Raw genomic sequence first — 15,770 nt, 5'->3', positions numbered from 1 at the left:
ACTCGTTCGAAAGTAAGAAGCGCTCGTCATTCTTATTATACGAGTAAACTCGAATGGTAGTAGCACCGTATCCAATTGACCGGTTGCTGAAGTGTCACAGGGCCAAGTCCCTCAACTTCTCTGAATAAGTTTTTATATGTAATTTATATTTAGGATACTAGAAAAAACACTTTAATTCAATAAGTTGTATTATGTCATTATATGAACATTCGTACAATGGCCATCATCACAATTCCAGCTAAGACCGTTATAGTTAAACTTCTTGATATGATAGCAATAACTAAAGTTGGTATCGCTACAACAATAGATTCGAGATTAAGTATATAACCGACTTTATCCTCTTGATTTAACATGCCCTCTACTATTAAAGCTGTAAACAGACATACCGGTACGAACTCTAACCATTTAATAACATAACTAGGGAATTCTAATTTTGCAAGAAAGATAAATGGCGATACTCGAATGATCCAAGTTATAAGAAAGCACCCTGCTATGATTAATAAAACATATATTGAAATTGTCATTTATTAAACACCGCCCCTACAATCGAAGCTACTAATGTCGATATAATAATCGACATATACGTTGGCATAAATAATGTGAATACTAACATACAAATGATTGTTAACACGATTAAATACAAATAAAACATAACTTTATTTTTTTGAATGGTTTCAAACTGAGCAATTAATAAAAATATAAACATAGCTGATAAAGCATAATCTAAACCAAACATTTCAGGTTTAGGTATTAAATTACCAACTAATCCACCTAGTACTGAAGTAACAATCCATAGAATATAAGCCGATATATTAAGACCATGCATCCACGTTGCATTCAAAGATTTCTCTTTGGCATATTTAGTAATTGCCACACCAAAAGATTCATCTGTCACTAATGTACCTATGCCTAAATTAGACCAAAACCCGTTACCTTTAAAAGCAGGTACGAGTGCTAAACTTTGTAAAAACATTCTAGAATTAACGAAAAAAACTGTTAAAAAAATAGCGGAAATTGGAGATTGAATGGCTACTAGCGCACAAATAATAAACTGCGCAGCACCTGCATAAACAAAAATTGATAATAATGTAATTTCAATAATAGATAAACCTGAAGAGATACCAACAATACCGAATGCTAAAGCGACACTAAAGTATCCAAGCATCGTAGGTATACAGTCTTTAACACCTTGCAAAAACAATGTCTTACTATGAATACTTGTATCATTTTTCAATTAAAAACCCCCAAATAAGATAATGAATCCTATCGGTTAGTCTAACGTTTGTCTAACCTCAGTCTGACTTACCTGTAATTTTAACTTTTCTCTGTCTTAGTTTTATCATAACCAACTAACATTATCAATATCACGAGAATCACTACTGAGAATTCATTCACAATAATCATCATTTTTAAATTTATAACGATAACAAAAAATAGGGGGTGGAACAGAAATCTCATTTTATCAAAAAAGATTTCGTTGTCCCACCCCGGCAAGGATAACTAGAATTGAAAAAAGCTTGATATTAAGCGTATTTTCAGTTCAGTCATCTACTGCCAATATAAAACAAAACGAGTCTGGGACTCATTCATGATGTCCCAGACTCTATTTTTCAATTTATTATTAATCTACCAATTATTATTCACTAACGCTAAATTCAGCACTTGCTTCAAATTTAACATCTCTACCGATCATAACGCCACCAGTTTCTAATGCTTGGTTGAATGATACACCATATTTGTCACGGTCAATTTTACCTGAAACTACAAATCCTGTTACAGTTTCACCGTTTAATGGGTTTTTACTTACACCATTGAAATCTACATCAAATGTTTCTTCATGTGTTTCGCCAGCGATTGTTAAATCTCCTGTTACTGAATCTTCACTGATTGATTTTGATTCAAATGTGATATGTGGGTTTTTATCAGCACTAAAGAAGTCTGCTGATTTCAAGTGACCATCACGGTCTGCATTTTTAGTATTAATAGATTCTGTTTTAATTGTAACGACTGCTTTTAATGAAGATAAGTCATTGATATCTCCTGTTACTTCTACATCATAATCATCGAAAGTACCTTTCACGCGTGATACCATTAAATGCTTTACTGTAAATTCTAAACTACTATGTGCTTTGTCAAAATTGAAATTAGTCATGTGTCAAAACTCCCTTATCTTTATTGTATAATTAGTATATCAGATATAATAATTATATTCAAGCATAAACTATAAAAAAAGAGTAACCATTAAATGATTACCCTTTTATTGAATATTCAACACATTATAACTTAATTATTTTTTCCCCGCCCATAAATGGAACTAACGCTTCTGGAACCGTAATCGTGCCATCTTCATTTTGATAATTTTCAACTATTGCTGCAAATGTACGACCAACTGCTAAACCACTACCATTTAAAGTATGAACATATTCTGGTTTAGCATCTTTATCACGTTTAAATCTAATATTTGATCTTCTTGCTTGGAAATCTGTCATATTTGAACAAGAACTGATTTCTTTGTAATCATTATAACTTGGTAACCAAACTTCTATATCGTATGTTTTTGAGCTACCAAAACCAATGTCTCCTGTACATAGATTAACAGTACGGTATGGTAATTCTAGAGCTTGAAGAATTTTTTCGGCATGCAAAGTTAATTCTTCAAGTGCATTAAATGAATCTTCTGGGCGCTCATATCTAACCATTTCTACTTTATTAAATTGATGTAATCTGATTAAACCTCGTGTGTCACGTCCAGCAGAACCTGCTTCACTTCTAAAACATGCAGACTGACCTGTGAATTTAATCGGAAACTGTTCATTTTGTAATACTTCATTGCGATAGAAGTTTGTTAATGGTACTTCAGCAGTTGGAATTGTATAAAGGCCTTCTTTTTCAACTTTGAATAAATCTTCTTCAAATTTAGGTAATTGTCCAGTCCCAAACATTGAATCTGCATTAACAAGCTGTGGAACCATCATTTCAGTATAACCATGTTGCGTTGTATGCATTGTTACCATAAAATTCATTAACGCTCTCTCTAACTGTGCACCTTTACCTGTTAAAAATACAAAACGAGCTCCTGAAACTTTTGCAGCTCTTTCAAAATCAGCCATCTTTAAATCTTCGACTATATCCCAATGTGCTTTTGATTCAAAATCAAATGATCTAGGTGTCCCCCATTTACGGACTTCAACATTATCATCCTCATCCTTGCCAACTGGTGTATCATCACTTATTAAATTCGGAATTCTTACTAATTTATACGTCACTTCATCATTTAACTGATTTAATGATTGATCTAATTCTTTAATCTCGTCTCCAACTTGGCGCATTTCTAGAATAACATCATCTGCATTTTCTTTATTACGTTTTTTTTGTGCAATTTCAGCACTAACTTTATTACGACGAGACTTTAGTTCCTCAGTTTTCGCAATTAAAGTTCTTCTCTTCTTATCTAATTCTAAAATTTCATCGATAACAACTGGATCATCGCCTCTTTTTGAAATTTTGTCTTTTACAAATTCGGGTTCAGTTCTAATTAATCTAATGTCTAACATAATATTTCCTCCTTTTTATTCCATAATTGTTTAAGAAAAAACACCACGTCTCCTTGTTTATCACAAGGGACGTGGTGCTTTACGCGTTGCCACCCTATTTAACAGTCTATAAGACTGCACTCTAAGTCATATAACGGTGTATACCGATTGTTCTTCTTAAAAAGGATAGATTCATTTAAGTTTCATGTCTTGTTTACACCAACCACAAGCTCTCTTTACATTTAACCTTAAACTACTTATTCCTAAACAATATGGATATTAAATTAAACTAAATATACCAAATGATGCCTATATTTTCAAGGTTTACTTAAGATTCCGTTAATAGTCCTGTATTTTGATATACTTTTTTCCCGTTGATAATAACAGTTTGTGCATGATTTACGCCATAATGATAAGGTAAATACTCATGGTTAGGAATATCCCAAACTACAACATCAGCTTGGTCACCTACTTCAATTGTTCCAGCTTCAACATCTATTGCTTTAGCTGCGTTAACCGTAACAGCATTCCAAATTTCATTTGGTGTTAATTTCAATTTAAGTGCCGCAATACTCATGACAAGTTGTAAATTATCTGTTACACAACTACCAGGATTAAAGTCAGTTGCTATCGCAATTGCACCATTATTATCTAACATTCCTCTAGCGTCTGCATATTGATCTTTACCTAAGTAAAATGTAGTTCCTGGTAACAAAACTGCTACCGTATTACTACTATTTAAAGCTTTCTTATCTTTCTCACTTGAAGCTACTAAATGATCTGCTGAAATTGCACCTTCTTCAATTGCTAATCCCAAGCCACCTAAAGGATCTATTTCATCTGCATGAATCTTTACTTTTAAACCTTTTTCTTTTGCAGCTTGCATATATCGTCTTGATTCATCAATTGTGAATACACCTGTTTCACAGAAAATATCAGCAAAATCTGCCTTATCTTTAACATCATCTAATAGGTCTATCATTTCTTGTAAAAATGACGCATTGTCTTTAGCATCTTTAGGTACTGCATGAGGACCTAAGAAAGTGTGTTTCATTCTAATAGGCGTGTCTTGTGCTAGTTGATGCTGAACGTTCAATTGCTTTAGTTCAGTTTCTTTATCTAAACCATAGCCACTTTTAGCTTCAACAGTTGTTGTTCCAAATTGAATCATTCTTATAACTTCTTTTTTTGATTTATTATAAAGTTCTTCTTCAGTAGCATTTCGTGTTGATTCCACAGTGCTTAAAATGCCCCCACCTTGCTTAAGTATGTCTAAATAACTCACACCTTGTTGTTTAAGCGCCATTTCATGTTCTCTTGAACCACCGAATACTAAATGGGTATGCGCGTCTACTAAACCTGGAGAAACAACTTGATTGGTTGCGTCTATTACTTCTGTTGCTTCAAAACTATCGTCATACTCACCTGCATACACAATCTTAGAATCTTTTACTACAACTGTTCCGTTCTTAATAATATTGAGTTCATCGAGTTCATTTCCTTTAAGAGGTCTATCTGTCTTCTTTGGTAAAATTAACTCACCTATGTTTTGAATTAGGATATCATTCATTGTTATCTTTCTCCTTTAACATTGGAATATCTACGTTTTTGTTTTTTGCAGTATCAATTGCTATATCATAACCAGCATCAGCATGTCTTGCTACTCCCATACCAGGATCAGTCGTAAGAACTCTTCCAAGACGTCTGTCTGCGCGTTCACTACCATCAGCTACTACGACCATACCAGCATGTAGAGAGTAACCCATACCTACACCGCCACCATGGTGAACAGAAATCCAAGAGCCTCCTGCAGCAGTATTGACTAGTGCATTTAATATTGCCCAGTCTCCTACAGCATCAGAGCCGTCTTTCATTGCTTCTGTTTCTCTGTTTGGAGATGCAACTGAGCCTGAGTCTAAATGATCACGTCCAATTACAATTGGAGCTGTAATCTCACCTTTTCTAACAAGTTCATTCAAGGCTAATCCCATTTTTGCTCTATCTCCATAACCTAACCAAGCTATTCTTGAAGGCAAACCTTGGAAAGCAATTTTTTCATTCGCCATATCTAACCAACGCATTAACTTTTCATCTTCTGGGAATAATTCTCTCATTAATTGATCTGCTCTTTCAATATCTTTAGGATCGCCACTTAATGCTGCAAATCTAAATGGACCTTTACCTTCACAGAATAATGGACGAATATATGCAGGCACAAATCCAGGGAAATTAAATGCATTTTCTAACCCTTCGTCAAACGCAACTTGTCTAATATTATTACCATAATCAAATGCAACTGAACCATTTTCTTGAAATTTAAGCATTGCTTCCACATGTTTTCTCATTGAAGCTGATGATAATTTTACATACTCTTTAGGATTTGATTCTCTTAATTGATCAGCTTCTTCTAAAGTATAGCCTTCAGGAACATAACCATTTAAAGGATCATGTGCTGACGTTTGATCTGTAACGATATCGATTTTAAATCCTCTTCTAAGTATTTCGTGATGAACTTCGGCAGCATTACCTACTAAACCAATTGCTAAAGGTTTTCCAGCATTTCTCGCTTCTTCTGCTTTTTCTAATGCTTCATCCAACGAATCTGTCATAATATCACAATAACGAGTTGCGATTCTTTTTTCTATTCTTGAAGGGTCAACATCAACACCAATAACAACGCCTTCATTCATTGTGACAGCTAATGGTTGTGCGCCACCCATGCCACCTAGTCCTGCAGTTAGTGTGATTGTTCCTTTCAATGAGCCATTAAAATGTTGATTCGCTAATTCAGCAAACGTTTCATAAGTACCTTGTACAATGCCTTGTGAACCGATATAAATCCAGCTACCTGCTGTCATTTGACCATACATCATTAATCCTTTTTTATCTAATTCATGGAAATGTTCCCAATTTGCCCATTTTGGTACGAGCACTGAATTTGATAATAATACTCTTGGTGCTTCTTCATGTGTTTTAAATACAGCTACTGGCTTTCCAGATTGTACTAGCATTGTTTCATCACTTTCTAGTCTTCTTAAAGTTTCAACAATTGCATCAAAACTTTCCCAGTTACGTGCTGCTTTACCAATACCACCATATACAACTAATTTATCTGGATGCTCAGCTACCTCTGGGTCAAGGTTGTTATATAGCATTCTTAATACCGCTTCTTGTTCCCAACCTTTACATTCTATTTCTAATCCTTTTTTCGCTTTAATTTGTCTTGTCATTTTTCATTTCCCCTTTGTTAAAATATAAGTAAACTTAATGGAATTGCGATTAGTAATGTTAATGCCACTCGAATAAACCAAATAACAATAAGTTTCCAAATTGGTATTTTAATGTCTGTAGCTAAGATACAAGGTACCAAAGCAGAGAAGAAAATGATGGCTGATATACTCGTAATTGCAGTAACAAATTTAACCTCTATCGTTGATTTCACAACCAATAGTGATGGTAAAAACATCTCTATAATTGATACAGTTGATGCTTTTGCTAATAATGGTTTATCATCTATCGGAAATATATAAATAAATGGATAGAAAATATAACTCAACCAATCAATAATCGGCGTAAAATTAGCCAAAATCAAACCTAAAAATCCTATGGCAAGAATAGAAGGAAGAATTGCCATTGTCATTTCTATGCCATCTTTTAGATTTGTTAGTATATTTTTAAATAATGTTAATGATTCATATGATTGTTTCTTTGCCTCATCGTAAGCTGCTTTAATGTAATTACCTTCAACTTTTATTTCTTTTTGGCCATCTTGATTGTTATAATACGCCTCTGATTCTCTTGAAATTGGTGGTAAGTGCGCTGATATCGCTGTAACGATAAACGTAATAATCAACGTACTCCAAAAAAATAAATTCCAATGATCCATCAAATCTAACGTTTTCGCAACAATAACCATGAAAGTTGCTGAAACTGTTGAAAAACCTGTTGCAATAATGACCGCTTCTTTTTTATTGTACATTCCATCTTTATATACTCTATTTGTAATAAGTAGTCCTAAAGAATAACTACCAACAAATGAAGCAACAGCATCAACAGCAGACTTCCCGGGCGTCTTAAATATTGGTCTCATAACTGGTTGCATCAGAACACCAATGAATTCTAATAGCCCATAACCTACTAAAAATGATAATGCAATAGCCCCTACTGGTATAAGAATGCTTAATGGCAACATCAACTTATCAAATAAGAACGGCCCATATTCAGGATTAAACAATAATTTTGGCCCAAATTTAAAAACATACATACAGCCGATAACTGCACCTAATAGTTTAATGAGCACTAGAACACAATCAGTAACAGACTTCTTAAAATCTAATCTAATAATTGGAAGTATAGCACCTAGTAATATAATGATTAACGCATAATATGCAGTGAATTTTCCTAATATTTCTCGAACACCTAAATGAGCATGATCCACTAATATTGTATGATTCTCACCAATTTTTAAAGGTACAAAAAATAGTAAAATTCCTAAAAGACTAAATACATAAAACTTCCACATATCTTTCCCTTTAATTTGAAGTTGATGATTTTTCATCACAACACCTCTTTTATTATTTTAAGTAATCACTTACTTTTTCTATATCATGATGAAATACTCTATCTTCAGTTATGGATGGAACAATTTTTCTTAATTCGTCATACTTTGCTTTTGTTTTAGGAGATAATTTCTCTACCCCTTTAATCTCTACTGCCTGTAATGCAATGATACATTCTATTGCAATGACTCTTCTTGCATTCTGTATGATTTGATAAGCATGTCTTGCACCAATCGTTCCCATGGACACATGATCTTCTTGATTTGCTGAAGAAGGTATGGAATCTACACTCGCTGGATGTGCTAACGTCTTGTTCTCAGATACTAGTGAAGCTGCTGCATATTGCATGATCATCGCCCCACTTTGTAAACCAGGTTCAGGACTTAAAAACGCAGGCAATCCACCATTCAATTGGGGGTTCACAAGTCTTTCTAATCTTCTTTCAGCTACATTCGCTAACTCAGCAACTCCTATTTTTAAGAAATCTACTGCAAATGCTATTGGCTGTCCATGAAAATTCCCACCAGAAATAACAAGTGTTTCATCTTCATTATCAAATATAAGCGGATTATCATTTGCTGCATTCATTTCTAATTCTAGTTTTTCTTTAACATAATTTAGCACTTGGAAACTTGCACCATGTATTTGAGGTATACACCTAAGTGTGTAAGCATCTTGCACGCGTATTTCACCTTGACGAGTTGTGAGTTTAGAACCTGATAACCAATTTCTCATTCTTTCAGCTACTTCTATTTGTTCGTTGAAATTTCTAACAATATGAACGTGTTCATCATAAGCATCAACTATACCGTTTAATGCTTGGTGTGTTAATGAAGCAATCCATTCAGAATGATACGCGATATTCTCCGCTTCTATATATGCAATAACACCTTGTGCCGTCATTGCTTGTGTACCATTTATTAATGCTAATCCTTCTTTAGCTTGTAACGAATGTGGCTCTAAACCTAATTCATGTAATACTGATTTAGCATTTAATATTTCACCCTTGTAGCTCACATCACCTTCACCAATTAGTGCCAATGCTAAATGTGATAATGGAGCTAAATCTCCAGATGCACCTAAAGATCCTTGTTCTGGTATGACTGGAACAATTCTTTCATTAATAAACGTAACAAGAAGATTAACTAATGATTCTGTTACCCCAGAATGACCTTTCAACATAGTATTTAAACGCAGGACCATCATAACTAATGAAACATCGTTAGGAAATGGTTTGCCAATACCACAAGAATGAGAACGAATTAAATTAACTTGTAAGTCGTTATATTTTTCTTGTTCAATAAGTACATCACTGAATAGTCCGAATCCTGTCGTAATACCATAAACTGTTTCTTTATTTTGAATTATTTTTTCAACTGTTTTTCTACTTTTTCTGACATTAGATAACGCTTCTTTAGATATCGCGATATTCCCTTCTTCTTGTAAAAATACTTTAATATCTTCAATCGTTAAATCTTTACCATTTAATAATAAAGTCACTTAATACACTCCTTTTGGACACAAAAAATACAACAAACTATCATTTGTTGCACCTTTCTCATATCTATTGTCTATTAGGCTATTTATGTCTTATATATGATTTATTCCTAGTCCAATTGTTTCGTGTTCTTTACCTTTGATAGGAGCGCCAATAGTCCCATATAAACTTACAGCAATCCATTCGCCTTCTTCTTGATCTTCATATGGACAACCTCTGACTACAGCAAATTTTAAACCAACTGTTCTCATGATTTCACCGATTGATAATTCACCTCTAGTAATACCATTTACTGCTTCTAATATTGCATGGTATAAAGCATGCGTTTCTCGATAGTGGCTTTCTGAAATAATACCTTCTCTTCTAGCTGCTGTCTCAACAGAAGAAATGATTTTATTCAATGACATCGTACCTATCTTTCCAACAATTATCTGCATTTGTTCACACTGTGGCATCAATTGCTTAGCTGTTTCTTTATTTGTTAATGTTAACAATGTCGCATATTTACCAATTGAAATCTGTTCTGTCATGGATAAACTCCTATCATGTCTAATATCTAATGTCTAAATTTACATTAAGTATACGCTTTCATTATTTTTCTGACAATACCTTTTGCGATATCCGTAACACACTGATTGATTAACAAATTACTAAACTAAAGGATTCTTTAATTATATTTAAAATTATACTGTTCATTTTGAAATATAAGTGGCATAATAAGTCGTACAATTAATTGAAGGTGGGGTAGTAATGAAGACAATATCTTCCGTAACAATTCCAAAAAGAGAACACCAATCACATAAAGGTGATTATGGTAGGATATTATTAATTGGTGGTAATGCAAACTTAGGTGGCGCTATTATGTTAGCAGCAAGGTCTTGTGTATTCAGCGGTAGTGGTTTGATCACTGTATCAACACATTCATCCAATTTCGCTGCATTACATTCTCGTTGTCCTGAAGCAATGGTTTCAGATATAACAGACTTAAAAAAACTAGCTAAGTTGATAGAACAATCAGATTGTATATTAATTGGCCCTGGTCTAGGATTAGATTTTAAAGGTAATAACACGTTAACGTTCTTATTCCAAAATATACAGCCACATCAGACTTTAATCATTGATGGTGATGCCATTACAATCTTAAGTAAACTAAAGCACACTCTACCTGAATGTGAAATCATCTTCACACCACATCAAAAAGAATGGGAAAGATTAAGTAATATTCCCATTGAAGAACAAACTTATGAAAGAAATAAAGAAGCGGTTAAATCTTTAAATGCTACTGTTGTACTTAAAAAACATGGTACAGAACTATTCTTTAAAGATCATGAATATAAATTAACAATCGGTACACCAGCTATGGCTACTGGTGGTATGGGTGATACGCTAGCAGGTATGATAACAAGTTTTGTGGGACAATTTGATTTAGAAGAGGCAGTTATTAATGCGACATATATTCACAGTTCTATCGGTGAAGAATTATCAAAAGATATGTATGTCGTTCCTCCTTCTAAACTTATTGATGAAATACCATATGCGATGAAGTCATTTGAAGAACAATAAATAGACACCCCGTTCAAAATCTAATTGATTTTGAACGGGGTGTCTTAAGTTTAAATAATATTATTCATCTTTATCTTGTTCTTCGATATCTTCATTTACTCGTTCCATGAAGTCTTCTCTTAATTCTTCTTTACCTTCTGCTTCACTGTCTTGTGTTTCTACAGTTTCCTCTAGAACACCTTCAACAGGAGATTCTGCTATTTCATCTTCATCTGGTTCAACTATTGCAACTGTTGCAACATGTTGATTTTCTCCTAAACGGATTAATCTAACACCTTGCGCGCTACGACCATTTTGAGAGATGTCAGATACATGTAATCTGATAATTACACCTGAATTAGTAACAATCATTAAATCTTCGTCACCAGTTACAGTAGTAATACATACAAGATTACCATTTTTCTCAGTTAATGTAGCAGTTTTAATACCTTTACCGCCTCTGTTAGATATACGATATTGATCAGATGATGTTCGTTTTCCATAACCTTTTTCAGTTACAATCAATACTTCATCTGGTTCTTCTTCATCCGTAATATCCAATCCAATAACTTCATCGCCATCGCGTAATGAGATACCTCTAACACCAGCTGCAGTTCTACCTAATGGACGTAATTTTGTTTCATCAAATCTAATTAATGAAGCATGTTTCGTACCAATTATAATTTCTTTTGTGCCATCCGTCAGTCTAACTGCAATTAACTCATCGCCTTCTTTAAAGTTGATTGCAATCTTACCATTTTTATTGATACGTGAGAAATTAGATAATTTAGAACGTTTTACAGTACCATGTTTAGTCGCAAACACTAAGAAGTGTTCCTCACTTGATAAGTCTTTCACTGCTATCATAGTACTAATCATTTCATCTTTATCTATTTCTAAAGCATTTACAATTGGAAGTCCTTTAGACTGTCTAGACATTTCAGGGATTTCATAGCCTTTTAGTTTATATACTCGACCTTTATTCGTAAAGAATAATATGTGGTCATGTGTACTTAGTGTCACTAATTGACTAACAAAATCATCTTCAATCGTATTCATACCTTGTATACCACGTCCACCTCTATTTTGTGAACGATATGTAGATACTGGTAATCGTTTTATATAATTATTATGGCTTAATGATATAACAATTTGCTCTTCCGGTATTAAATCTTCATCTTCAATCTGATCTAAACCAGCTGCTGTTATTTCAGTACGTCGTTTATTGCTATATTTTTCTTTAATTTCAGTAATTTCTTCTCTGATGATTTCAAGAAGTTTTTCTTCATCGTTTAAAATTTCTTTCAATTCTTCGATGAGTTTAAGTAAATCTTGATATTCTTTCTCAATTTTACCACGTTCTAAACCAGTTAAACGACGTAATCGCATGTCTAATATTGCTTGCGCTTGACGTTCAGATAGTTCAAATCGATTTTGTAATCCTTCCATTGCTTCTGAATCACTTTGAGATTCACGAATCAATGCAATGATTTCATCTATATGGTCTAGAGCTATTCTTAAACCTTCTAGTATATGTGCTCTATCTTGAGCTTTTCTTAAATTATATTTTGTACGTCTAGTTACGACATCTTTTTGGTGTTCTAAATAATGATATAGCACTTCACGTAATCCTAATAATTTAGGCTTACCATTAACTAAAGCAATCATATTTACGCCAAATGATGTTTGTAACGGTGTTTGTTTGTATAAATTATTTAATATGACATTTGCATTGGCATCTTTTCTAACTTCTATAACAATACGCACGCCAACTTTTAAACTTGTTTCATCCCTTAAATCTGTAATACCTTCGATTTTTTTATCTCTAGCTAATTCAGCAATTTTTTCAATTAATCTTGCTTTGTTAACTTGATACGGTATTTCTGTCACAATAATGCGCTCTTTACCATTTTTCATGACTTCTATTTCTGTACGTGCTCTCATTAATATAGAGCCACGACCAGTCTCATAAGCGCTTCTAATGCCACTTCTACCCATAATTAAACCAGCAGTTGGGAAGTCTGGACCTTGAACGATATCCATTAATTCATTTGTAGTAATTTCTGGATTATTACTTAACGCAAGGACACCATCGATAACTTCATCCAAGTTATGTGGTGGAATATTTGTAGCCATCCCTACAGCAATACCAGATGTACCATTTACTAATAAGTTAGGAAATCTTGCTGGTAAGACTACCGGCTCTCTTTCATTACCATCGTAATTATCTTGGAAATCAATTGTGTCTTTATTTATATCACGTAATAATTCACCAGTAATCTTTGCTAGTCTTGCTTCTGTGTAACGCATTGCCGCTGCGCCATCACCATCCATTGAACCAAAGTTACCTTGTCCGTCTACTAATGGATAACGATAACTAAAATCTTGTGCCATACGTACCATCGCTTCATAAATTGATGAGTCACCGTGAGGGTGATACTTACCCATAACATCACCAACGATACGTGCTGATTTTTTATAAGGTTTATCTGCAGTCATACCTTGATCATTCATACCGTATAATATACGGCGATGAACTGGTTTTAGACCATCCCTAACATCTGGTAAGGCACGTGAGACAATAACACTCATTGCATAATCTAAAAATGATTCTTTCATTTCTTTACTGATGTTACGTTCACTCACTCTTGATTGAGGTGTTTCTGCCATTAATCATATCCTCCTTAAATCGTAAATAGTGCTTTAAATATCTAACGTTGCGTATTCGGCATTCTCTTCTATGAATTTACGACGAAACTCAACAATATCTCCCATAAGCATTTCAAATGTTTCATCCGCTTCAATTGCATCTGTAAGTGTTACTTGTAGCATTGAACGATGTTCAGGATTCATTGTTGTATCCCATAATTGATCAGCGTTCATTTCTCCAAGACCTTTATAACGTGCTATAGACAATTTCGGTGTTGAGCTTAACTCAGCCTTTAAGTTGTCTAATTCTCTGTCATTAAAGACATAATATTTTTTCTTACCTTGTTCTACTTTATATAATGGTGGCTGTGCAATATATACATAACCAGCTTCAATAAGTGGTCTCATAAATCTGTAGAAGAATGTTAATAACAACGTTCTAATATGTGCACCATCGACATCGGCATCTGTCATAATAACTAATTTATGATATCTTGCTTTACTAATGTCAAATTCTCCACCGATTCCAGTACCTAAACCTGTAATCATTGCACGGATTTCATTATTTCCAAGAATACGATCAAGTCTTGCTTTTTCAACATTTAAAATTTTACCACGTAATGGTAGTATTGCCTGAGTTCTAGAGTCACGACCTAATTTAGCAGACCCTCCGGCAGAGTCACCCTCTACAATATATAACTCACATTCTTCTGGTTTTTTACTAGAACAGTCAGCCAGTTTACCAGGTAAGCTAGAAACTTCTAATGCTGATTTACGACGTGTCACTTCTCTTGCTTTTTTTGCTGCAAGACGTGCTCTAGACGCCATAGTACCTTTATCAACGATAATTCGTGCTACATTTGGATTTTCTAATAGAAATCTTTCAAATAACTCTGAGAAGAGTTTATCTACAATTCCTCTTACTTCAGAATTCCCAAATTTAGTTTTAGTTTGTCCTTCAAATTGAGGATCACCATGTTTAATTGAAACAACTGCAGTCAGACCTTCACGAACGTCTTCACCAGATAGTTTCTCTTCATTTTCTTTAAGGATTTTGTTCTTAAGTCCATAACTGTTTATAACTCTTGTTAATGCACGTTTGAATCCATCCTCATGTGTACCACCTTCATAAGTATGAATGTTGTTAGCATAAGTGAGTAACGTTGTTGAGAAACCACTGTTATATTGCATTGAAATCTCTACTTCAACATCATCTTTACTATCGTGTATATAAATCGGTTCATCAAATAAAACTTCTTTAGATTTATTTAACATTTCTACATAAGATTTAATTCCACCTTCGTAGAAATATGAATCTTCGGCTATATTGTCTTCGTCTCTTTCATCTCTTAAAGTTATTTGAATACCTTTATTTAAGAATGCTAATTCACGAACACGTTTTTGTAATGTTTCATAATCATACTCTGTCGTTTCTGTGAAAATTTCCTCGTCTGCTTTAAAACGAATCGTCGTACCTGTATGATCTGTTTCACCAATTTCTTTCAAATCAAATGATGGAATACCTCTTTCATATGCTTGATGATGAATTTTGTTGTTAAGATGGACATATACTTCTAGTTGTGAAGAAAGTGCATTTACAACTGATGAACCAACACCATGTAATCCACCTGATACTTTATATCCTCCACCGCCGAATTTACCACCAGCGTGTAAGACCGTTAATATAACTTCAACAGCAGGGCGTCCCATTTTTTCTTGAATGTCTACGGGAATACCTCTACCATTATCAGTTACTTTTATCCAATTATCTTTCTCAATTACGAGTTCAATATGATCAGCATAACCTGCTAAGGCTTCGTCGATACTGTTATCCACGATTTCCCATACAAGGTGATGTAAACCTCTTGAAGCTGTAGAACCTATATACATACCAGGGCGTTTACGTACTGCCTCTAAACCTTCTAATACTTGTATCTGATCTGCACCATAACTTACTTCGTTATTTTGTTCTGACACGTATTTCCACCT

Annotated in this window: 12 protein-coding genes, 1 riboswitch and 1 other annotated feature; of the genes, 1 reads left to right on the top strand and 11 read right to left on the bottom strand. The window is 33.9% G+C overall.

Features of this window, described 5'->3' with window-relative positions; genetic code table 11:
- Window positions 1–29: 29 nt before the first annotated feature.
- Window positions 30–131, bottom strand: a riboswitch (SAM riboswitch).
- Window positions 132–197: 66 nt separating this feature from the next.
- The 9 genes from CD111_RS03970 to hutP form a co-directional block, all read right to left on the bottom strand.
- Complete coding sequence (locus CD111_RS03970) at window positions 198–524, bottom strand: AzlD domain-containing protein (RefSeq protein WP_095085193.1); 327 nt, start codon at window positions 522–524, stop codon at window positions 198–200.
- On the bottom strand, window positions 521–1,165 hold the full coding sequence (locus tag CD111_RS03965) for an AzlC family ABC transporter permease (RefSeq protein WP_095090035.1): 645 nt from the start codon (window positions 1,163–1,165) through the stop codon (window positions 521–523). The genes CD111_RS03970 and CD111_RS03965 overlap by 4 nt, the downstream gene beginning before the upstream one ends.
- Window positions 1,166–1,636: 471 nt before the next feature.
- A complete protein-coding gene (locus tag CD111_RS03960) occupies window positions 1,637–2,152 on the bottom strand; it encodes a YceI family protein (RefSeq protein ID WP_095085190.1) in 516 nt (171 codons plus the stop codon).
- A 124-nt stretch (window positions 2,153–2,276) separates the two neighbouring features.
- Entirely contained in the window at window positions 2,277–3,554 is a 1,278-nt protein-coding gene (gene serS, locus CD111_RS03955) for a serine--tRNA ligase (protein WP_095085186.1), read from the bottom strand.
- Window positions 3,555–3,616: 62 nt separating this feature from the next.
- Window positions 3,617–3,804: a binding site (T-box leader), on the bottom strand.
- Between the two features lie 57 nt (window positions 3,805–3,861).
- The gene (hutI, locus tag CD111_RS03950) at window positions 3,862–5,103 is read right to left on the bottom strand and encodes an imidazolonepropionase (RefSeq protein ID WP_095085185.1); all 1,242 of its coding nucleotides are present in this window, start codon (window positions 5,101–5,103) and stop codon (window positions 3,862–3,864) included.
- The gene (hutU, locus tag CD111_RS03945; RefSeq protein ID WP_095085184.1) at window positions 5,096–6,763 is read right to left on the bottom strand and encodes a urocanate hydratase; all 1,668 of its coding nucleotides are present in this window, start codon (window positions 6,761–6,763) and stop codon (window positions 5,096–5,098) included. The genes hutI and hutU overlap by 8 nt, the downstream gene beginning before the upstream one ends.
- 17 nt (window positions 6,764–6,780) lie before the next feature.
- Window positions 6,781–8,091 carry a YjiH family protein gene (locus CD111_RS03940; RefSeq protein WP_095085183.1) on the bottom strand — a complete coding sequence of 437 codons (1,311 nt, stop codon included), beginning with the start codon at window positions 8,089–8,091 and terminating at the stop codon, window positions 6,781–6,783.
- Between the two features lie 16 nt (window positions 8,092–8,107).
- Entirely contained in the window at window positions 8,108–9,592 is a 1,485-nt protein-coding gene (hutH, locus tag CD111_RS03935) for a histidine ammonia-lyase (RefSeq protein WP_095085181.1), read from the bottom strand.
- 90 nt (window positions 9,593–9,682) lie between these two features.
- The gene (gene hutP / locus CD111_RS03930) at window positions 9,683–10,120 is read right to left on the bottom strand and encodes a hut operon transcriptional regulator HutP (RefSeq protein WP_095085180.1); all 438 of its coding nucleotides are present in this window, start codon (window positions 10,118–10,120) and stop codon (window positions 9,683–9,685) included.
- A 220-nt stretch (window positions 10,121–10,340) separates the two neighbouring features.
- Between hutP and CD111_RS03925 the strand changes: the two genes are divergently transcribed.
- Window positions 10,341–11,153 carry an NAD(P)H-hydrate dehydratase gene (locus tag CD111_RS03925; protein ID WP_095085179.1) on the top strand — a complete coding sequence of 271 codons (813 nt, stop codon included), beginning with the start codon at window positions 10,341–10,343 and terminating at the stop codon, window positions 11,151–11,153.
- 60 nt (window positions 11,154–11,213) lie between these two features.
- Here CD111_RS03925 and gyrA read toward each other — a convergent pair whose 3' ends face one another.
- Together gyrA and gyrB are read right to left on the bottom strand one after the other, a co-directional pair.
- Window positions 11,214–13,802, bottom strand: coding sequence for a DNA gyrase subunit A (gene gyrA, locus CD111_RS03920; RefSeq protein WP_095085178.1), 2,589 nt, complete (start codon window positions 13,800–13,802; stop codon window positions 11,214–11,216).
- A gap of 33 nt (window positions 13,803–13,835) precedes the next feature.
- On the bottom strand, window positions 13,836–15,758 hold the full coding sequence (gene gyrB / locus CD111_RS03915) for a DNA topoisomerase (ATP-hydrolyzing) subunit B (RefSeq protein ID WP_095085177.1): 1,923 nt from the start codon (window positions 15,756–15,758) through the stop codon (window positions 13,836–13,838).
- Between the last annotated feature and the right edge of the window lie 12 nt (window positions 15,759–15,770).

The organism is Mammaliicoccus stepanovicii (assembly GCF_002902525.1).
Lineage (GTDB): Bacteria > Bacillota > Bacilli > Staphylococcales > Staphylococcaceae > Mammaliicoccus > Mammaliicoccus stepanovicii.
This window is presented reverse-complemented; position numbering and strand designations above follow the sequence as displayed.